Genomic DNA, 19374 nt, shown 5'->3' with positions numbered 1-19374 from the left:
GTCGTACCTCAGATCTCGATGGCGGGAGTGATGACCGGCCGGCCCTGCGGCTCGTCGAGGCGGCGCAGGACGAGGTGGACCAGTCCGCGTTCGACGGAGGCGAAGGCGAACCGGCCGGCGTCGTCGGTGGTGGTCTCCTGGGTGCGGGACCGCTCGCGCAGCTCGACGTGAGTGGGCCCGGTGGTGACCCAGCCGCTCAGCCGCGCTCCGCCGCCCTCCAGCATCTCGATGGTGATCATCGCGCTGAGCTGGTCGCTGGAGAAGGTGATCGTGCCGGCGCGGTCGTACTGCGTGGAACGCACTCCGGCGAGCTCGGCGGTCGTCGTCGTGATCTCCGCGACCTCCGCCTCTAGGGCAGCCACCGACATCGCGAACTTCGCACGCTCGGCCAGGCCGCTCGGCACCGGGTCGCTGGCCTGCAGGACGGTCCGGAGCATCGCGAGCGCCCTGAGGTCCTGGTCGTCGATCTCGCCGAGGGCCGCGGCCTCCCAGTCGCCGTCGGCGCTCACGACGTCGCCCACCCGGGGTCGCCGATCAGGGCACTTCGGAGCTTGGCCAGGCAGCGCCCGCGGGTGGGTCCGATGCTGCCGACGGGCATGCCGAGCGCCTCGGCGACCTGCGCGTAGTCGGGCCGGTCAGCGAGGGCGATCACCCGCAGGAGCTGCTGGCACCGCTCGGGCAGGTCCTTGAAGTGACGCCACAGCAACCTCTGCTCCTGGCTGCGCACGACGACTGCGGCCGGCTCGTCCGAGGTCGGGGCGACATCGGGCATCGCGTCGCCCATGTCGTCTCGCACGTCCTCGCGCCGAGACCGCCGCGACACGGCCCAGGCCTCGCGCCGGGTGGTGGTGAGCAGCCACTTCAGCACACCTTGCGGATCCGCGATCCCCGACGCGTGCTGGACCAGCGACAGCCAGGTGTTCTGCACGACGTCCTCGGCCTGCGGGCCGCTGAGCCCCTGCGCCCGGGCGGTGTGCCACAGCAGCGTGGTGGTGCTGTCCACCAGCTGTGACATCGCCTCGGGGCGCCCGTCCCGGTAGTCGGCGAAGGCACGGGCTGCGAGCTCGGCGAGGCTGCGGGTGCCGCCCTCGGCCTGCATCACCGCTCGTCCTCGTCGAGCCGGGCGACAGCCTTGGCCAGTGCGTCGACGCGGGCCTTGGCGAGCTCCGCGCCCCGGACCGTGAGGCCCCGGACCTCGGCCCAGCACTCCCGGTGCAGGTGTGAGGCGAGGTCACCGGCATACGCCGGCGCCGCGAACGAGGTGCCACTCCAGAGGGCGAAGCCGCTCGAGAAGTCGTCGGGGTCGCACGACCCGCGGGCCGGGTCCGCGCCGGCCGGCTGGTGCAGGACCGGCCGCAGGCTGCCGTTGAAGGTGACTGGCATCGTGCTGACGACCGCGGTCCCGCAGCGGTAGGCCCGTACCCAGTGTCCGGTGTTGGAGTAGACCGACACCGTGCGCCCGTCCGGGTTGTAGGTGCCCACACTCGCCAGGGGCACCTCGAACCCTTCCGAGACAGCGAAGGCCGCAGGGTAGAACTCGTGGTTGGTGCCGCCATTCCCTGCCGCGGCCACCACGGCCACGCCGGTGCCGGCCAGTGCCCGCAGGATGCCGAAGAATGCAGGCTCGTCATCGAACGCGCCGGGCGTCTCGTGGTAGTAGCCCAGCGAGAGCGACAGGACGTCGATCGCCGGTCCCTTGTCGCGGTCGGAGAGGGCGAGCAGCTGGCGGACGTAGAGCAGTCCGAGGGTCTCGACGAGGTAAGCCTCGTCGGTGACGCCGTCGCCGAACATGACCGGGACGACCAGCAGCGTGGCCTGCGGGCAGTGCTGGCGCACCACTCCTGCGATGAAGGTGCCGTGACCCGCCAACGGGTCGAGCAGCCCGTTGACCCGGTCGAGCGTGCAGCCGGACAGCTCCGGGTCGTCGTCAGGGTTGAACCGCAAGCCGATCGGTATGCCGTCGACGGTCACGTCGCGGATGATGCCGTCGGTGAACCAGGGGTGCTCCCCGAGTCCGGTGTCGAGCAGCGCCACCACCGGTGCCGCGGCGTCGTCGGAGTCCCGGTCGCCGCCGCCGCCCCCCTCGTGCTTCTCGCCCCGGACCACGCCCCGGGGCGCAGCTCCTGCCCAGGCCACCGGGCAGCGGGGCGAGGGCCCGCCACCGGGCATCTGCACGTCTTCGTCACCCACGCCCGAGCCGTAGCCCACGCCGGATCCATAGCCCACGCCGGAGCCGTAGCCGACACCGGAGCCGTAGCCCACGCCGGAGCCGTACCCGACACCCGAGCCGTAGCCCACGCCGGACCCGTAGCCCGACGCAGTCACGATGTGGCTGAGGCTCACGGCCTTCGCCGACTCCGGGTCCTGCGCCCGCAGGGTCTGCAGGATCAGCCAGGCATCGGGAGCCACGACGGGACGATCCGGCAAGGGCCGGAACCGCACGGTCGTCGACACGGCCAGGTCGACCACCTCGCCGAGCTCGTTCTGCTCGACCAAGGCCTCGAAGCGCTCGTCGCGGTGGGCCTGGACGGAGTAGCCCAGCCGCTCGGCGATGGCCGTGAGCGCGCTGATGGGGCCCTGCGCCGACCGCGTCGCGAGGCCCCGCACGAGGAGCTGGTTGCCGGCATACAGGGTGGGGGCGAGGGCGTCGTCACCGTCGAGCCGCACCGCCTTGGCGGGATCGAGCACGCGCACGTCGAGGCGTCGCGCCGCCGAGCGGGGGATCGCGACCCAGGGTGCGGGTCCCGGCCCCGAGGACGGCGGGGGGGCTGATGCGGCCATCGGATCTCCTGAGGTCGTGCCGACCACGGCGTGCGGTGTTCAGCGTAGTGAGGGAATGCCTCATCTGACAGGAGAACCTGACCGGCCGGGTGATACCGGACGGCCGTCGCGAACTCGTCGGAAGTTTTCCTCACCGGCGATGTATCAGGGCCCGCCCTGCCCGCTCTTGTCCAGTGTCAGACCTGGTCGGGGGACCGAGGAGGACACAACGGAGAGGACGCCACATGTCGTGCAGGACCTGTCGCAGGGGGCGACGGGTCCGGGCGATGAAGGACCGCTGGTCACAGGGGTGCCAGCGGGCCGGGCGGCAGTTCGTGGGGGCGTGCTGCCATCCCGCCCTTCGGGGCGCGTCGCCGGGTAGGTCAGGTTGTGGAAGGTGCTGGTCGGGGGTACCCAGCACGCGCCCAGCCGGGCCTCCTCGGCGACGCCGTTGAGTCCAGCAACACAGGAGCGGCACGGCATACAGACTCCGTATGCCGTGCCGCTTCCGCTGTGCGCGCTTCCGGTGTACCCGTGGCCGTGAGCCCGGGCGGTCTACCTCGAGGTCAGGGCAGCTTGCCCGGCCCGGGTCCGAAACCGGTGGTGTCGGCGTGCAGCCGTCCATCGGTCCCGCGGTGCAGGGTCTCGGGGAGCTGCTCACCGGTGAGCCGCTCCTTGGCGCTGGCGCCGGCGGTCTTCGCGACATCACCGAGCCTGGCCGCCACCAAGGGCGCCTGGTCCTTGACGACCTGCTTGACCGTGTCGACCCGGGCCTGGACCGGTGCACTGCCCCAGATGCGGTCGGTCTGGGTCTTGATCTGCTGGTAACGCTTCTGACCGGCCTTGGCCCCGAGCACGTAGCCCGCAGCGAGACCGGCGAGGAAGGTGAGCTTTGCCATGGTTCGCTCCTTTGGTCGGTTCGTTCGACCCTAACAAATCCGCTGGTCAGCGGCCTGCCCAGTCGACGGCGGAGTGGTCGGACGCTGGCAGCCGGTGACGGGCGATACCGTGTCCTCTGGCCTCGCGGGTATGCCGTGGGGCCAAGGAGGGCTCGCATAGTGGCCTAGTGCGGCGGTCTTGAAAACCGCTATGGGTTACACCCATCGTGGGTTCGAATCCCACGCCCTCCGCACATTGAGCATGCGGGATTCGGGAGGAGCGGCGAGGAACGAGCCGCGACGGTTCCCACGCCCTCCGCGTGCGGGGTTCCGACCCCGCGACACGCCCGGGCGCAGGCCGGTCGCTCCCCGGCGACGGGTCCCAATTGCCGTGAAAATCTAGAAAAATTGGATCGCGACCTCATCACTCCGGGTGCAGTCATACGCGAATTGAACGATCCTGAAGAGTAGGACCGACCATTAGCGTTTGTGGTCGGGGGAAAGAGGCGTCCGCTTTCGGGCGGCGGGCCGGAGGCCGGGCAACCCTGCAGCCCGGCCTTCGCGCCGTCCACGGGCAGCGATGCCACACTCAGCGGGCCCGCGCCGGCCGACCCCCGGCGAGCGCTGCGTCCGCCAGCGCCTGCGCCAGCCCGTCGAGGTCGTCGCCTGCTGCCCCGACCGTCACCCGCAGGTGCCCGCCGCCCTCCGGCGCGCCGTCCGGGGCCCCGAGCCGGAAGGGCGCACCAGGCGCGACACCGATTCCCTGGCTGGCCAACCGCACGACGGCCGCGGTCTCGTCGTGCACCGGCACCCAGATGTTGATGCCCTCCGACCCCGGCACCTCGATGCCTCGTCGAGCCAACGCGTCGACCACGTGGGCGCGGCGCGCGGCATACGTCGCGGTCGCCGCTGCGACCTCGTCCTGGGCCGCAGGGCTGGTGAGCAGGCCCAGCAGCACCTGTTGCAGCAACCGGCTCGACCACCCCTGACCGAGCTCGCGCCGGGCCGTGATGGCCCGGTGCAGTGCCGGCGGCGCGCTGAGTGCCGCGAGCCGCAGGTCGGGTCCGTGCGACTTCGAGAACGACCGGATGTATGCCGTGTGGCCAGGCCTCCACCGGCCGATGCTGGCGAGGTCGGCCGCGGACAGGCCGGCAGCCGAATCGTCTTCCACCACAAGGGTTTCGGACCCCTCGAGCAGGTCGGCGATCGCCTTGGCGCGGGTCGCGGTCATCGTGACCCCCACCGGGTTCTGGGCCCGGGGCTGGAGGAAGATGGCAGCGACCGGTTCGGCGAGGGCGGCCTCCAGCCCGGCGAGTACGAGCCCCTCCGCGTCCAGGTGCACGCCGACGAGCTGCACGCCCACGGACTCGAGGAGGTCGACCAGCGGCGGGAACCCCGGGTCCTCGACCACGACGCGGTCGCCGTAGCGCAACGAGGTGCGCACGATGAGGTCCATGGCGTCCATGGCGCCATCCACGACGGCGAGGTCGGTCGCGGCGCACGGCCAGTCGGCACGCAGCACCGCGGCGAGCTCGGGCAGGACGGGGTCGTCCAGGTAGCTGCCGGTCGGGCTGGAGGTGAGCTGCGCGAGGACCGGTCCGAGGGAGGGAAGCAGGCGCGGGTCGGGCACGCCGGTGGACAGGTCGACGGTGAAGTCCGACTCGTGGCGCAGCGCCTGCCGGTACCTGCCCCCGCTCGGCCCGCGCTGGTCGAGGACGGTCGTGCCGCGCCGGCCGTCGGTGCTCACCGCGCCCGAGCGCGCCAACAGCCCCCAGGCGGCGCTGACCGTGGTGGGGGACAGTGCCAGCTGTGCCGCCACCGTGCGAATGGGAGGCAGCCGGTCTCCAGCGGACAGCACGCCGTCGCGGATCGCGGCGGAGACTGCGTGGGCCAGCCCCTTCGCGGTGGGCTGGTCGAGGCGCTGCTCCAGGGCCGAGAGAGTGGCGGACATCTTTGTACCATAGCAATAACAATATTGTGTTACCAGTGGGTGGATCGTATGGTGTGGGCATGACGACGCGCATCTCCCACTGGATCGACGGTCGCCCGCGCGAGGGCACGTCGGGACGTTCCGCACCCGTGCACAACCCCGCCACCGGTCGGGTGACCGCCGAGGTCGACCTCGCCTCGGTCGAGGAGCTGGATGCCGCGGTGGCCAGCGCGTCCGCGGCGGCGCAGGAGTGGCGGCACTCGTCGTTGTCGCAACGGGCCGCGGTGCTCTTCGCCTTCCGGGAGCTGCTGCACACCCGCTCGCCGGAGCTCGCCGCCATCATCACGGCAGAGCACGGCAAGGTGCTCTCCGACGCCGCTGGTGAGATCGCCCGCGGCCTGGAGAACGTCGAGTTCGCCACCGGCGTCCCGAACCTGCTCAAGGGTGGCTTCAGCGAGCAGGTCTCGACGGGGGTGGACGTCTACAACATCCGCCAGCCGCTCGGCGTGGTCGCCGGCATCACGCCCTTCAACTTCCCGGCGATGGTGCCGCTGTGGATGTGCGCCAACGCCATCGCCTGTGGCAACGCGTTCATCCTCAAGCCCAGCGAGAAGGACCCCTCCGCATCGCTCTTCCTCGCCCGCCTGTGGCAGGAAGCCGGTCTGCCTGACGGCGTCTTCAGCGTCGTGCACGGTGACAAGGTGGCGGTCGACGCGATCCTCGACCACCCCGGCATCGCCGCCGTCAGCTTCGTCGGGTCGACCCCGATCGCCAAGTACATCTACGAGCGGGGCACCGCGAACGGCAAGCGCGTCCAGGCGCTCGGCGGCGCCAAGAACCACGCCCTCGTGCTCCCGGACGCCGACATCGACATGGCGGCTGACGCCGTGGTCTCGGCCGCCTACGGCGCGGCGGGGGAGCGCTGCATGGCCCTGTCCGTGGCGGTCGCGGTCGGAGACGTGGCCCAGCCGCTCGTCGACGCCATCGCGGCCCGGCTGCCCAAGCTCACCGTCGGCGACGGCGCCGACCCCGACACCGACATAGGCCCGCTCATCACGGCCGAGCACCGGGACAAGGTCGCCGGCTACGTCGACGCCGGGGAGGCGGCGGGGGCCGCGGTCGTCGTCGACGGCCGCACCGGGGAGCTCCCGGCCGAGGGCTTCTTCCTCGGCACGACGTTGCTCGACCACGTGACCCCCGAGATGACCGTGTACACCGACGAGATCTTCGGCCCGGTGCTGTCGGTCGTCCGGGTCGACACCTACGAGGAGGGGATCGCCCTGATCAACGCCAACCAGTACGCCAACGGCACGGCGATCTTCACCCGCGACGGTGGGGTCGCCCGCCAGTTCCAGTACGACGTCGAAGTCGGCATGGTCGGGATCAACGTGCCCATCCCGGTCCCCGTCGCCTACTACTCCTTCGGCGGCTGGAAGGACTCGCTCTTCGGCGACACCCACATGTACGGACCCGAGGGCGTGAGCTTCTACACCCGCGGCAAGGTGGTCACCCAGCGCTGGCCCGATCCGGCCACCTCGTCGGTCGACCTCGGCTTCCCGAGGACCCGCTGATGGGCCTCGACGGCGTGACCGGCGCCACCGAGGAGCAGGTGCGCCGCGACGACCGCGCGCACGTCTTCCACTCGTGGTCTGCCCAGGGACTCATCGACCCGTTGCCGATCGCGGACGCACTCGGGTCCTACTTCACGGACTACTCCGGCAAGCGATACCTGGACTTCTCCAGCCAGCTGGTCAACGTCAACATCGGCTACCAGCACCCGAAGCTCGTCGCCGCGATCCAGGAACAGGCAGGTCGCCTGACGACGATCAGCCCGGCCTTCGCCAACGACGCGCGCTCTGAAGCGGCCCGGCTGATCACCGAGCTGGCCCCCGGTGACCTCACCAAGGTGTTCTTCACCAACGGCGGAGCCGAGGCCAGCGAGAACGCCCTGCGCATGGCTCGCCTGCACACCGGGCGCCACAAGGTGATGGCCGCCTACCGCAGCTACCACGGGGCCACTGCGGGAGCCATCGCGATGACCGGCGACCCGCGCCGCTGGGCATCGGAGCCCGGTATGCCGGGCATCGTGCGCTACTGGGGTCCCTACCCCTACCGCTCGGCCTTCCACGCCGAGACCGAGCAGGAGGAGGGTGTCCGCGCACTGCAGCACCTGCGCGACCTGGTCATGGTCGAGGGGCCCGCCACGATCGCCGCGATCATCCTCGAGACGGTGGTCGGCACCAACGGGGTCCTCGTCCCGCCGCCGGGCTACCTGCAGGGGGTGCGCGACCTCTGCGACGAGTTCGGCATCGTCATGATCGCCGACGAGGTGATGGCGGGGTTCGGCCGGTGCGGTGAGTGGTTCGCCGTCGACCACTGGGGTGTCGCCCCCGACCTCATCACCTTCGCGAAGGGGGTCAACAGCGGCTACGTCCCGCTGGGCGGCGTCATCATCTCCGAGCGGATCGCGGCGACCTTCGACCAGCGGCCGTTCCCGGGCGGCCTGACCTACTCGGGTCACCCGCTCGCGTGCGCCTCGGCCGTCGCCTCCATCAACATCTTCAAGGAGGAGGGCATCGTCGAGCACGCCCGCGACCTCGGCGAGGACGTCATCGGGCCGGGTCTGCGCGACCTGGCCGACCGCCACCCGAGCGTGGGCGAGGTGCGCGGGCTGGGGGTCTTCTGGGCGCTCGAGCTGGTGCGCGACCGGCATACCCGCGAGCCGTTGGTGCCGTTCAACGCCGCCGGCGCCGATGCCGCCCCGATGAACGACTTCGCCGCAGCCTGCAAGCAGCGCGGGCTCTGGCCGTTCATCCACTTCAACCGCACCCACGTCGTGCCGCCCTGCACCACCTCGGCCGACGAGGTGCGCGAGGGGCTGGCGATCCTCGACGAGGCGCTCGACGTCGCCGACGGCTTCTACACCGGCGCCGACGCCTGACACCGGTGGGCCATCCCGCGCTCGCCGACGCCAAGCCGTCGGTCTTCTGGCTGGACCGACCCGACCGGCCAGAAGGTCGCCCCGGGCTGGGGGGCGCGCGGTCCGCGGACCTCGTGGTGGTCGGCGCCGGGTACTCCGGCCTGTGGACCGCGCTGCTCGCCAAGCAGGCCGACCCCTCACGGGACGTCCTGGTGCTCGAGGCGGGTTCGGTGGGGTGGGCCGCCTCGGGGCGCAACGGCGGCTTCTGCGCGGCGAGCCTGACCCACGGCGAACCCAACGGGATGGCGCGCTGGCCGCAGGAGTATGCCGTGCTGCGCCGCCTCGGGCGCGAGAACCTCGACGCGATCGAGGCGACCGTGCGCGAGCACGACATCGACTGCGACTTCCGGCGCTCGGGCTCCCTCACCGTGGCCACCCAGCCGCACCAGGTGGAGTGGCTGGCGCAGGAGCCGGGGGAGTTCCTCGACCGCGACGCGGTCCGGGCCCACCTCGACTCGCCCACCTACCTGGCGGGGGTCCACGAGCCCGACGAGACGGCGATGGTCGACCCGGCGCGGCTCGCCTGGGGGCTGGCTCGGGCCGCCGAGTCGCTGGGCGTGCGCATCGCCGAGGGAGTGCGGGTCGCAGGACTGTCGACCGCGGGCTCGGGCGTCGACGTGACGACGGCTGACGGGGCCGTCATCCGAGCCGGCCGAGTCGCCCTGGGCACCAACGCCTTTCCGTCGCTGGTCCGGCGCACCCGGCTGCACACGGTCCCTGTCTACGACTACGCGCTGATGACAGAACCGCTCACCCAGGACCAGCTCGACTCGCTGGGCTGGGCCAGTCGCGCGGGGGTGGGTGACCTGGCCAACCAGTTCCACTACTACCGGTTGTCGGCCGACAACCGGATCCTCTGGGGCGGCTACGACGCGATCTACCACTACGGGCGGCGCCTCGCGCCCAGCCTGGACCAGCGACCGGCGACGTTCGACCGGCTGGCCGGACACTTCTTCGACACCTTCCCCCAGCTCGAGGGCCTGCGGTTCAGCCACCAGTGGGGTGGCGCGATCGACACGTGCACGCGGTTCTGTGCCTTCTACGGCACGGCCCATCGCGGCCGTGTGGCCTATGCGGCCGGCTTCACCGGTCTCGGCGTGGGAGCCACCCGCTTCGGCGCGCAGGTGATGCTCGACCTGCTCGGCGGCCGGCACACCGAACGCACCCGGCTCCGGATGGTCCGCGAGAAGCCGCTGCCGTTCCCGCCGGAACCCCTGGCCTACACCGGGATCCAGCTCACCCGCTGGTCGCTGGCCAGTGCCGATCGGCACGAGGGTCGACGGAACCTGTGGCTGCGGACCCTCGACCGCGCCGGTCTCGGCTTCGACTCCTAGGGTCCGCATGACGCGGGGCCGGCCGATGCGAGGATGACTGCGTGAGCCTCCCGGAGCCGCACCCCCTCGACCTGCCACGCACGCCCCCGTTGCGGCTGCGCGGTCGCACCTTCGACGCGTCCAGCCCGGCGGTGATGGGAATCATCAACCGCACCAGCGACTCCTTCTTCGCAGGCAACCGTCACGCCGATCTCGACTCGGCCAAGCGGGCGCTGGATGAAGCGGTGTCCGCCGGGGCCGACATCGTCGACATCGGTGGCGTCCGCGCGGGGCAGCAGGGGGAGGTCGTCGGGCCGCAGGAGGAGATGGAGCGTGTCATCCCGTTCCTGGCGCACGCCCGGGCGAGCTACCCCGACCTCGCCCTGAGCCTCGACACCTGGCGCTCGGAGGTGGCGGCGGAGGCCGGGCGCCACGGCCTCGACCTCGTCAATGACACCTGGGCCGGCCACGACCCCGACCTCGTCCACGTCGCCGCCCGCATCGGGGCTGCCGTGGTCTGCTCCCACACCGGCGGTCTGCCGCCGCGCACCGACCCGGTCAAGGTCAGCTACGGACCTGACCCGCTGGACGTCGTCCGCGACGTGCTCGTCACCCTGGCCAACGGTGCCCGCGCGGCCCAGGAGGCCGGCATACCCGCGGACCGCATCCTGGTCGACCCGACCCTGGACTTCGGCAAGACCACGATGCACTCCCTCGAGGTGCTGCGGCACACCGCGGACGTGGCGGCCCTGGGGTTCCCGATCCTGCAGGCGCTCTCCCGCAAGGACTTCGTCGGGGAGTCCTTGGGACTCGACGCCGACGACCGGCTCGAGGGCACGCTCGCGGCGACGGCGGTTGCGGCCTGGCTCGGCGCCACGGTGTTCCGCGCCCACGACGTGCGGGCCACCCGACGCGTTGTCGACATGGTGGCCGTCATCCGGGGCGACCGTGCTCCGGTACACGCTGTGCGGGGCACCTGAGGGTCCCCGCACAGGGGCCCAACACGTCCCTACGGCATACCGAAAGTTTGAACATCTCGACCTCCACGGATCGCATCCTGCGTGCTAGCGTTTCTCACGGTTGCATCAAGCAGTTCCTCGCAAGGTCGATGAAGTGCCCGTCCTAGCACCATCAGGTCGGGCATTTGCTTTCTAACGAAGGCAGCTCATCTGAGGACGGGCATGTCTCGTCGGTGGGGGTGTGTACGGCAGCCTGGGGCTTCGCAAAGTGCGGACTCCCAATGGCTACAAAAGAAAGAGTTACCCCATGGCACAGGGAACCGTTAAGTGGTTCAACGCTGAGAAGGGCTTCGGCTTCATCGCCCAGGACGGCGGCGGCCCGGACGTGTTCGTCCACTACTCGGCGATCGACTCCTCGGGCTACCGCTCGCTGGACGAGGCGCAGCGCGTGGAGTTCGAGGTCACCCAGGGGCCCAAGGGCCCCCAGGCTGACGCCGTTCGCCCGATCTGACCCGAGGACTGCTCAACCAACAGTCTTCTGACGAGGCCCCCACCGCGTGCGGTGGGGGCCTCGTTGCGTCAGGGTCGCCGGCGCCCTCGGTATGCCGACGACTCGCCGGGGTTTCCCGGGGCGCCGTCGGCGGGGACTCAGCCCCGGGCGAGCGTGGTGAGGAAGGCCCTGGCGATGGGGGCGGCGACGGTGCCACCGCTCTTGCCGGTCTCCACCAGGACCGCGAAGGCCATCCCGCCCTGGTAGCCGACGAACCAGGCGTGCGTCTGGGGCGGGTTCGTCGAGCCGAACTCCGCAGTGCCCGTCTTGCCCCGGACCGTGCCACCGGGCGTGCCCTTGAGCACCGTGGCGGTGCCCTGGTTGACCACCTCACCCATGAGCGTCTGCAGCTGGCCGACGACCGTGGCGTCCAACGGCTTCGGAGTGCGGTCCACCCCCGGCGGCGCGGGCTGGGTGACCAGCTCCGGTGAGATGGTCGAGCCTCGAGCGACATTGGCCGCCAGCACGGCCAGGGCCAGCGGGGACGTGACGTTGCGACCCTGCCCGATCGCGGCCGCCGCCTTGTCGGTCTTGCCGTTGTTGACGGGGACGTCGGCGTCGAAGGCGTTCGCGACGCCGAGGGTCTTGGCCCATCCGGTCAGCCCCAGCGCGGCGGCCGCCTTCGTCAGGTCGCTGTCCCCGAGCCTGGTCGAGAGCTGCACGAACGCGGTGTTGCAGGAGTGGGCGAAGTCGGTGGTGAAGTCGGGGGTGCCGAGCGACTCCCCCTCGTAGTTCTTGTAGGTCCGGCCGTCGACCACGAACGACTTCGGGCAGGAGACCGACGTGGTCGGGGTCACCTTGCCGGCAGTCAGCAGCGCATAGGTCGTCGCGATCTTGAACGCCGACCCCGGGGGGTAGTGGCCGGTCATCGCCCGGTCGAAGCCGAGCTCCGGCGAGTTCGCCGAGGCAAGCACGTCACCGGTCTTGACGTCCACGGCCACGAGGGCGGACGGCACCGAGCCGGTGGCCGCCAGGGCGCTCTCCGCCGCGTCCTGGACCCGCGGCGACATCGTCGTCGACACGTCCTTGCCCGCGACCGGGTCCTTCGAGAACAGCGGGGTGCCCGGCGCGGCGCTGGAGGTGACCTTGACGCCGGCGGTGCCGCCGAGGATCGCGTCGTACTGCCCCTGGAGCCCGCTGATCCCGGCGTAGTCGCCCGCGGCATACCTGCCCTTGCTCTTGGTGATGAGCTCGGCGCTGACCGCGCCGAACGACCCGAGCAACGGCTGGGCGAAGGTGCGGGACTTGGCCAGGGGCTGTTCGCGGACCGGGTAGATCACTCCCTTGAGCCCGTCGAGTGCGGCCTTGTGTGCGTCGAAGTCGGCCTGCCGGTAGGTGATGACGGGAATCGTCGCCTTGCTGCCCGCCTTGGTCGCCGCGGTGAGCTTGGCCACGAGGGAGCCGGCAGGTTCGTTGACGATCTTCTCGAGCTGGGCCACGGTGGCCGCGGTGGCTCGGCCCGGGTCGATCTGCACCGGGTAGACCTTGCCCATCGGGGTGAGGGCGGCACCGTCACGGTCGAGGAGAGTGCCTCGGTTGCCCCAGGTGCGGGTGGCGGTCAGGGTGGCGCCGGACTTGAGCGCGGGATGCCACAAGGAGTGGCCCTGGGGGAGCGTGATCGACCACCGGGTGTCCGAGCCCGCGGCACGCTGGGCAGTCACCGGCACGTCATAGGACCAGACGACGCCCCCGGCCAGGGTCCACGCGACGTGCGCGGTAGCGGTCGCCCGGTCACCCGCGCGCTGCAGCCCGCCCGCCGTGACCTTGACGGGTCCGGAGCCCAGACCCGCCGTGGCCTTGACGAAGTCCGCCTGGACCGCGTCGCTGGTGGCACCCGTGAACAGGACGCCGGGCTTGGTGAACGAGCGTCCGGACCACGACGTCGCGAACGCCGCCACCTCTGCCCGGGCCGCGGTGTCCAGCGTCTTCTCGTGCTCGGCGTGCCGCCACCACAACCACCCTGCGACGGCTGCCGCGACGACCAGTGTGGCGACCGCGACTCCCCCGACGACTGCGCGTTTGGTCATGCCACCATCCAACCCCACTCCGGCCGTGCTTCGTCCCATTTGTCTCCTCGGGCCCACCTCGGGCCCACCTCGGGCCACCCCTCGCGCCCCTCGCGCCCACCGGGGACCACTCCGGAACCGGGCTGGAGCCAACCTCGGCGCTGCCTGCGGCGTCGGGAGTGCGGAGGCGCATCTTAGGGAGCGTTCAGGATGCGCCCGTACACTCACGGAGGCGATTCGTCGCCCGAGCCACTGCACGCGTGGCTCTTCTTCATCAGAGAGGTACACGTGAGCGAGCCCACCAACGGCTCCGCGCCGGACCACAATGTGTCCGACCCGGGCCCTGGTGCCGCGGGGGACGGCAGCCAGCAGAACACCGCGACGTCGCACAGTCGGTCCGACCGCCACGGCGGCACGACGCGTCGCCACCCGTGGCTGCGCCGGACCGCGTTCGCCATGGCCGGCGTGCTGGTCGTGGCCCTGGTCCTCGGCGTCGCGGCCTACGTGAAGCTCAACGGCAACATCAGAAGGCTCGACATCAGCGGGGCGCTGGGCGTTCGCCCGACCAAGGAAGCCACCAAGGACGCGCAGACCAACCTGGCCCCGATGAACATCTTCGTGATGGGTTCGGACAGCCGGGAGGGGACCAACCTCGGCAAGGGGCAGACGGAGTACGGCATGGCAGGCAGCCGCTCCGACACCAACCTCATCGTGCACCTGTCGGCGGACCGCCAGTCGGCGATCGTCGTCTCGATCCCCCGCGACTCGATGACGAAGGCCCCGCGCGACTGCAAGAACAAGAACGACAGCGTGCAGAACGGCGTCACCCGACAGTGGAACCAGAACTTCACCCTGGGCGGACCGGCGTGCACCATCCGCACGTTCGAGGGACTGACCGGCATCTATATCGACCACTTCATCGTGATCGACTTCCGCGGGTTCCAGGACATGGTCAACGCCCTCGGCGGGGTCACCGTCTGCCTGCCCCAGCCCGTCAAGGACCGACAGAGCCACCTCGACCTCCCCGCGGGTCGGAGCAGGGTGGACGGCCGGAACGCCCTCGCCTACGTCCGGTTGCGCCACAACATCGGCGACGGCTCTGACCTCGGGCGCATCGACCGCCAGCAGGCCTTCCTCTCCTCGGTGATCCAGGAAGCCACGAAGTCGTCCCTGCTGCTGCGGCCCGACAAGCTCTTCGGCTTCCTCAACGCCACGACTTCGGCGATGACCACGGACAAGGGCCTGGACATCGGCCAGATGAAGGACATCGCCGGAAGCGTGGCCCGGATCGGCACCGACCAGATCCGGTTCGTGAAGCTCCCGACCGAGACCTACCCCGCGGACCCCAACCGGGTCCAGTGGACCCCTGCGGCCGACACCATCTGGAAGGCCATCCGGCAGGACAAGCCCCTTCCGGGCACGAAGGTGCCGAAGAAGGCGAGCACGCCCACCGCGTCGCCGACCACAGCGCCGGCCCTGACCGTGAGCCCCGCCGACATCAAGGTGCGGGTCACCAACAACTCCGGGGTGCCCGGTCTGGCCAAGCAGGCCGCCGCCGAGCTCCAGGTGCAAGGCTTCACGATCGCGTCGTACCTCACCGGTACGGGCTCGCCGACTGATGGCGTCGTGGTCCGCTACGGCCCCACCATGAAGGAGGCGGCGCGCACGGTCGCCGCCGTCTACCCGGGCGCCGAGATGCGCCAGGACGCCCAGCTGGGCTCGACCATCGAGCTGAGCATGGGCGTGGGCTCGCCGAAGGCGGTCGAGATCCCGAACCGCCTCGGGACCAAGCCGCTGCCGACGGAGAGCATCACCGCGCCCGCCACGTCGGGTTCCACCCCGACCGTGAAGGCCCGCACCGCGGCGCAGGACATCTGCAGCTGAGGTCGGCGACAGGGGGCGATTTTGCTCCTGTCGCTGGGGTGCGGATACCCTGTGCGGGCTCGGCTGCGACAGCCGCCGGGCGTGGAGGCGTCGCCTAGTCCGGTCTATGGCGCCGCACTGCTAATGCGGTTTGGGTTTATCGCCCATCGAGGGTTCAAATCCCTCCGCCTCCGCCAAAAACGAGAAGGACCCGACACGCTTTTCGTCGGGTCCTTCTCGTTTTATCGAACGCGCGGGATTTGGGAGGAGCTGGCGGCGGGGCGAGGAACGAGCCCCGGCGCCAGCGACGGCTCCCTCCGCCTCCCTCTGGCTTTCATCGCACGCGCAGCTTTCCTCGCCCGCGGGGCAGCCGTCGCACGGGGAGCCGAGCGGGCGCATACCGGACCGTTCGGTCCGGCTTGGGCTGGGGCGCCGGTCCAGCAGACCGGCTATGCCGCTTCGGCGCCGCCGCCGAGTCAGTACCAGGGTTTCGCGCCCGCGCCCAAGCGGTGCAACGGACTGGCCATCGCGGCGATCGTGATGAGCGGCTTGGCCCTGGGCGTCCTGGCGATGGGAGGGTTCATCGCGATGTCGATGTCGATGTCAGGTGGCGGCGGTGCCCTCAAGGGGGCCGTGCACCCGCTGGCCCAGTCGGTGTCCGCCGTCGTCCTGCAGGACACCCTCACCTCGACGCTCGAGAACGCGGGCAGCAGCGTCGACAGGCTCGAGTGCCCGGCCGACTCGAAGGTCGGTCAGGGGCTGGTCACTGTCTGCCACGGCTCGGTGGACGGGTTCGACTGGACGGGGGTCGTGGTGTTCGAAGACGACGGCGGCGCGTTCATCGTCACCGAGTACTGATCCGCTTCCTGGGCGGGCTTGCGGCGAAAGATCCAGGAACGCATCGCGACGAACCGTACGGTCGTGGACACGGCCGTCGCAGCGCCGACGACCAGGGTGGCGACCGCGGTCGACGGGCTGGCCACCGCTGTGTGCAGCAGGCCCAGCGCCCCCCCGGTCAGCAGCCAGGTGATGCCGAAGACCACCAGGCCCTGCGTCTGTGACCGCAGGGCTCCGGCCCCGCTGACGCCGAAGGTCCACCGCCGGTTAAGGGCCGTGTTGACGACGGTCGCGACGAGCAGCGCCACGAGGTTGGCTGCCTGGACCGACCCCGCGCCGGCAACGAGCGCGGCGAACAGGCCGAGGTGCACGACCGTGGAGGCCATCCCGACGGCGGCGAACCTCGTAAGCTGGTGCCACGCGCCCAGCGCGCCCGGCCTGTGTCGACGGATGCGGGCCGCGACCTCGGCGACGGGGAGCCGACCGGACGCGAGGCCGCGCCGGACCCTGACGACTCCCCGAAGGTCGTCCCACGCCGTCGCGACCACGTCGACCCGGGAGTCGGGGTCGTCGAACCAGTCGACGGGCACCTCGTGGATCCGCAGGCCGGCCCGCTGGGCCAGGACCAGCAGCTCGGTGTCGAAGAACCACGCGGGGTCCTCGACCATCGGCAGCAGCTCGGCGGCGACATCGGCCCGGATCGCCTTGAAGCCGCACTGTGCGTCCGTGAAACGAGCCCCGAGCGCGCCACGCAGGAGCAGGTTGTAGCACCGCGAGATGACCTCCCGTCGGGGGCCGCGCACGACCCGGGCACCCCTGGCCAGGCGGGAGCCGATGGCCACGTCCGAGTGGCCTGACATGAGGGGCGCCACGAGCGGCCACAGGGCGTCGAGGTCCGTGGAGAGGTCGACGTCCATGTAGGCAAGGATCGGCGCGTCCGAGCCCGCCCACACCTGCTTGAGGGCCCGGCCCCGGCCCTTCTGGGGCAGCTGCACGAGTGCGACTCCCGGCAGCTCTGCCACCAGCCCCGACGCGACGACCGCCGTCGCGTCGGGGCTGGTGTTGTCGGCCACGGTGATCCGGAAGGGATAGGGGAAGCTCTGGACCAGGTGGTGGTGCAGGCGGCGGACACTGGCCGCGAGCGTGTGCTGCTCGTTGTGCACAGGGATGACGATGTCGAGGACGGGGGTGGTCATCGCGGCGTTCCTCAGGTGCTCTGGGTCGTGGCGGAGCCCGAGGTGGCCGTGCCGGACGAGCGCGGCCGGGTCAGGTCGTAGAACGTCGATCCGCCGATCGTGACCTGGCTGAAGGTGGCCGCCACCCACTGCGAGATCTGCGCGCCCGTTCCCGAGCCGCCCGGGCCCCCGCCCAGGCCTCCGCCGCGTCCGCCGCCGGGCCCGTCGCCGTTCCCGCTGGCGACGAAGTAGTGGACGTCGCCGTCCGCGACGTACTGCTGGAACTGGGCCAGTGTCGGGCTGGGGTCGCTGCCGTTGAAGCCGCCGATGGCCATCACGGGGAGCCCGGTCCCGAGCTGCAGGCCCGCCGCGTTCTGCGAGCCGATCGCCGCGGCCACCCATCGATAGCTCGACGCATCGGCCGACAGGGCGGAGACGACCTCGGTGCTGGGAGTGGAGGCGTTGAGCAGGCCGCCGATCCCACCAGCACCGCGGGTGGCACCCGGGCCGCCGGCGGTGCCCTGCTGGGGAGGTGCGCCCATCGCGCCGCGGGGCCCACCCGGCATACCGCCACGGCCGGGGCCGCCGCCCGCGATGGCCGGCCCAGCGTTCACGATCGAGCCGGTGTGGCCCGTGCTGACGGTCTGGACGCTGTAGGCCGCGGGACCGGCGAGCACCGCCACGAGGGCGCTGGCGATGACGGCCGGCACGAAGCGCCGGTGCAGCTGGGTGATGGCGAGCAGCAGCAGGGCGCTCGCGAGCCCGAGGACGAGGACGCCGACGCGCAGCCAGTTCTGCCAGTCGGTCCGCGAGAGCAGGACGAAGGACCATGCAGCGGCGACAGCCGTGGCGGCCGAGAGCGTGACCGAGCCGACGGCCTTCGCGCGATGCTCCCAGGCCTCTGCCGCGCCCATGCCGACCAGGGCAGCGATGGCAGGGGCCAGGGCGACGGTGTAGTACTCGTGGAAGATGCCGGCCATCAGTGAGAACGTCACCATCGTGACGAGGAGCCAGCCACCCCAGACGACGTATGCCGCGCGGCGGCCGTCGGTGCGGGGCGCCCGGCCGCGAAGGAACAGGCCGACCGCGAGCAGGATGAGCGCCGAGGGGATGAGCCAGGAGATCTGGCCGCCGATGCTGGTGCTGAACATGCGCCCGAGTCCCGTGGCGCCCCAGCCGTTGCCGCCACCGACGGAGCCCGTCTCGTTGCCGCTGATCCGGCCGAGACCGTTGTAGCCGAAGGTGACCGACAGGAACGAGTTGTCCTGCGAGCCGCCGATGTAGGGGCGCATGCTGGCCGGGACCAGCTCGACGATCGCGACCCACCAGCCCGCTGAGAGGACCATGGCGCCGGCTCCGAGGATCGCACCGGTGATCCGCCTGCGCAGGGTCGTGTTCGCGAACAGGACGTAGGCGAGGCCGAGGGCTGGCACGACGAGCAGGACCTGGAGCGCCTTGGTGAGGAAGCCGAGGCCGAGGAGGACGCCGACGATGGCGAACCACCTGGCCGAGCCCTGCTCGATGGACTTGATCGTGGCCCAGGCCGCGAGGGCCATGAGCAGCACCAGCAGTGCGTCCGGGTTGTTGAACCGGAACATCAGCACGGCCACCGGGGTCAGCGCCATCACAGCGCCGGCGATGAGGCCGGCTGCGGCACCGAAGTGGCGCTTCACGGTGCCGTGGACGACGCCGACGGTGGCCACACCCATCAGCACCTCGGGCATGAGGATGCTGAACGAGCTCAGCCCGAAGAGCCGCACCGACAGGGCCATCGCCCACAGGGAGGCCGGCGGCTTGTCGACCGTGATCGAGTTGCCGGCGTCCGAGGAGCCGTAGAAGAAGGCCTTCCAGCTGGCGCTGCCGGCCTGGGCAGCCGCGGAGTAGAAGGAGTTCGCGTAGCCGCTAGAGGTCAGGTTGGCGAAGTAGAAGAGGGCCGTGGCCAGGAGCAGGCCGAGCAGTGCGGGACGGGCCCACGTCGGGTCGCCTTCCGCGCCACGCCACAGGCGATGGATCCGGCTGGGCGCCGGCGGCGCGTGGCCGGCCTGCGCGGGAGTCGTGGGAGGTGGGGCCAGCACGGGCTCGCCGGTGGCGTCGCGGTGGAAGGTCATCGAGTCCATGCCCTT

The 19374-nt window shown here is 71.1% G+C and carries 15 protein-coding genes and 2 tRNA genes; 9 read left to right on the top strand and 8 right to left on the bottom strand.

The annotated features are described in order from the left end of the window. Positions 1–8 precede the first annotated feature (8 nt). From BJ986_RS06210 to BJ986_RS06195, 4 genes are all read right to left on the bottom strand, one after another. Positions 9–509, bottom strand: a complete 501-nt coding sequence (locus tag BJ986_RS06210) for a hypothetical protein (RefSeq protein ID WP_179421194.1) — start codon at positions 507–509, stop codon at positions 9–11. Then, complete coding sequence (locus BJ986_RS06205; RefSeq protein WP_179423555.1) at positions 506–1099, bottom strand: RNA polymerase sigma factor; 594 nt, start codon at positions 1097–1099, stop codon at positions 506–508. The genes BJ986_RS06210 and BJ986_RS06205 overlap by 4 nt, the downstream gene beginning before the upstream one ends. Beyond that, entirely contained in the window at positions 1099–2781 is a 1683-nt protein-coding gene (locus BJ986_RS06200) for a S8/S53 family peptidase (protein WP_179421193.1), read from the bottom strand. The genes BJ986_RS06205 and BJ986_RS06200 overlap by 1 nt, the downstream gene beginning before the upstream one ends. Before the next feature lie 545 nt (positions 2782–3326). Next, positions 3327–3659, bottom strand: coding sequence for a YtxH domain-containing protein (locus BJ986_RS06195; protein WP_179421192.1), 333 nt, complete (start codon positions 3657–3659; stop codon positions 3327–3329). 145 nt (positions 3660–3804) lie between these two features. On the opposite strand from BJ986_RS06195, the gene BJ986_RS06190 reads away from it, so the two are divergent. Then, positions 3805–3890, top strand: a tRNA-Ser gene (locus BJ986_RS06190). Between the two features lie 337 nt (positions 3891–4227). Here the strand turns inward: BJ986_RS06190 and BJ986_RS06185 are convergent. Continuing rightward, a complete protein-coding gene (locus BJ986_RS06185) occupies positions 4228–5589 on the bottom strand; it encodes an aminotransferase-like domain-containing protein (RefSeq protein WP_179421191.1) in 1362 nt (453 codons plus the stop codon). 59 nt (positions 5590–5648) lie between these two features. Here BJ986_RS06185 and BJ986_RS06180 point away from each other — a divergent pair, with 59 nt between their 5' ends. The 5 genes from BJ986_RS06180 to BJ986_RS06160 all read left to right on the top strand — a co-directional run bounded on the left by BJ986_RS06180 (position 5649) and on the right by BJ986_RS06160 (position 11331). Continuing rightward, the gene (locus BJ986_RS06180; protein ID WP_179421190.1) at positions 5649–7139 is read left to right on the top strand and encodes a CoA-acylating methylmalonate-semialdehyde dehydrogenase; all 1491 of its coding nucleotides are present in this window, start codon (positions 5649–5651) and stop codon (positions 7137–7139) included. After that, a complete protein-coding gene (locus BJ986_RS06175; RefSeq protein WP_179421189.1) occupies positions 7139–8509 on the top strand; it encodes an aspartate aminotransferase family protein in 1371 nt (456 codons plus the stop codon). The genes BJ986_RS06180 and BJ986_RS06175 overlap by 1 nt, the downstream gene beginning before the upstream one ends. 5 nt (positions 8510–8514) lie before the next feature. Further along, positions 8515–9882 carry an NAD(P)/FAD-dependent oxidoreductase gene (locus BJ986_RS06170; protein ID WP_337794913.1) on the top strand — a complete coding sequence of 456 codons (1368 nt, stop codon included), beginning with the start codon at positions 8515–8517 and terminating at the stop codon, positions 9880–9882. Between the two features lie 41 nt (positions 9883–9923). Then, on the top strand, positions 9924–10841 hold the full coding sequence (gene folP, locus BJ986_RS06165; RefSeq protein ID WP_337794912.1) for a dihydropteroate synthase: 918 nt from the start codon (positions 9924–9926) through the stop codon (positions 10839–10841). A gap of 286 nt (positions 10842–11127) precedes the next feature. Then, a complete protein-coding gene (locus tag BJ986_RS06160; protein ID WP_056915917.1) occupies positions 11128–11331 on the top strand; it encodes a cold-shock protein in 204 nt (67 codons plus the stop codon). A 137-nt stretch (positions 11332–11468) separates the two neighbouring features. Here BJ986_RS06160 and BJ986_RS06155 read toward each other — a convergent pair whose 3' ends face one another. Next, positions 11469–13397: a penicillin-binding transpeptidase domain-containing protein gene (locus tag BJ986_RS06155; protein ID WP_179421188.1), complete on the bottom strand. Its 1929-nt coding sequence runs from the start codon at positions 13395–13397 to the stop codon at positions 11469–11471. A gap of 267 nt (positions 13398–13664) precedes the next feature. Here BJ986_RS06155 and BJ986_RS06150 point away from each other — a divergent pair, with 267 nt between their 5' ends. The 3 genes from BJ986_RS06150 to BJ986_RS06140 all read left to right on the top strand — a co-directional run bounded on the left by BJ986_RS06150 (position 13665) and on the right by BJ986_RS06140 (position 16097). Next, a complete protein-coding gene (locus tag BJ986_RS06150) occupies positions 13665–15260 on the top strand; it encodes an LCP family protein (protein WP_337794909.1) in 1596 nt (531 codons plus the stop codon). Positions 15261–15343: 83 nt separating this feature from the next. Next, a tRNA-Ser gene (locus tag BJ986_RS06145) sits at positions 15344–15436 on the top strand. 343 nt (positions 15437–15779) lie between these two features. After that, on the top strand, positions 15780–16097 hold the full coding sequence (locus BJ986_RS06140; protein WP_179421187.1) for a hypothetical protein: 318 nt from the start codon (positions 15780–15782) through the stop codon (positions 16095–16097). Here BJ986_RS06140 and BJ986_RS06135 read toward each other — a convergent pair. Together BJ986_RS06135 and BJ986_RS06130 are read right to left on the bottom strand one after the other, a co-directional pair. Next, entirely contained in the window at positions 15992–17272 is a 1281-nt protein-coding gene (locus BJ986_RS06135; RefSeq protein ID WP_179421186.1) for a bifunctional glycosyltransferase family 2/GtrA family protein, read from the bottom strand. The two genes, BJ986_RS06140 and BJ986_RS06135, sit on opposite strands and share 106 nt — an antisense overlap. A gap of 11 nt (positions 17273–17283) precedes the next feature. Next, positions 17284–19368, bottom strand: coding sequence for a glycosyltransferase family 39 protein (locus BJ986_RS06130; protein WP_179421185.1), 2085 nt, complete (start codon positions 19366–19368; stop codon positions 17284–17286). Positions 19369–19374: the final 6 nt, after the last annotated feature.

Source organism: Pedococcus badiiscoriae (genome assembly GCF_013408925.1).
Classification (GTDB): domain Bacteria; phylum Actinomycetota; class Actinomycetes; order Actinomycetales; family Dermatophilaceae; genus Pedococcus; species Pedococcus badiiscoriae.
The sequence above is the reverse complement of the archived record's forward strand: the minus strand, read 5'-3'. Positions and strand labels throughout refer to the sequence as shown.

Coding starts and splice junctions, on each gene's coding strand:
- BJ986_RS06185 (WP_179421191.1), bottom strand. CDS start 5,589: ATGTCCGCCACTCTCTCGGCCCTGGAGCAGCGCCTCGACCAGCCCACC.
- BJ986_RS06175 (WP_179421189.1), top strand. CDS start 7,139: ATGGGCCTCGACGGCGTGACCGGCGCCACCGAGGAGCAGGTGCGCCGC.
- BJ986_RS06180 (WP_179421190.1), top strand. CDS start 5,649: ATGACGACGCGCATCTCCCACTGGATCGACGGTCGCCCGCGCGAGGGC.
- BJ986_RS06155 (WP_179421188.1), bottom strand. CDS start 13,397: ATGACCAAACGCGCAGTCGTCGGGGGAGTCGCGGTCGCCACACTGGTC.
- BJ986_RS06135 (WP_179421186.1), bottom strand. CDS start 17,272: ATGACCACCCCCGTCCTCGACATCGTCATCCCTGTGCACAACGAGCAG.
- BJ986_RS06205 (WP_179423555.1), bottom strand. CDS start 1,099: ATGCAGGCCGAGGGCGGCACCCGCAGCCTCGCCGAGCTCGCAGCCCGT.
- BJ986_RS06130 (WP_179421185.1), bottom strand. CDS start 19,368: ATGGACTCGATGACCTTCCACCGCGACGCCACCGGCGAGCCCGTGCTG.
- BJ986_RS06195 (WP_179421192.1), bottom strand. CDS start 3,659: ATGGCAAAGCTCACCTTCCTCGCCGGTCTCGCTGCGGGCTACGTGCTC.
- BJ986_RS06160 (WP_056915917.1), top strand. CDS start 11,128: ATGGCACAGGGAACCGTTAAGTGGTTCAACGCTGAGAAGGGCTTCGGC.
- BJ986_RS06140 (WP_179421187.1), top strand. CDS start 15,780: ATGAGCGGCTTGGCCCTGGGCGTCCTGGCGATGGGAGGGTTCATCGCG.
- BJ986_RS06200 (WP_179421193.1), bottom strand. CDS start 2,781: ATGGCCGCATCAGCCCCCCCGCCGTCCTCGGGGCCGGGACCCGCACCC.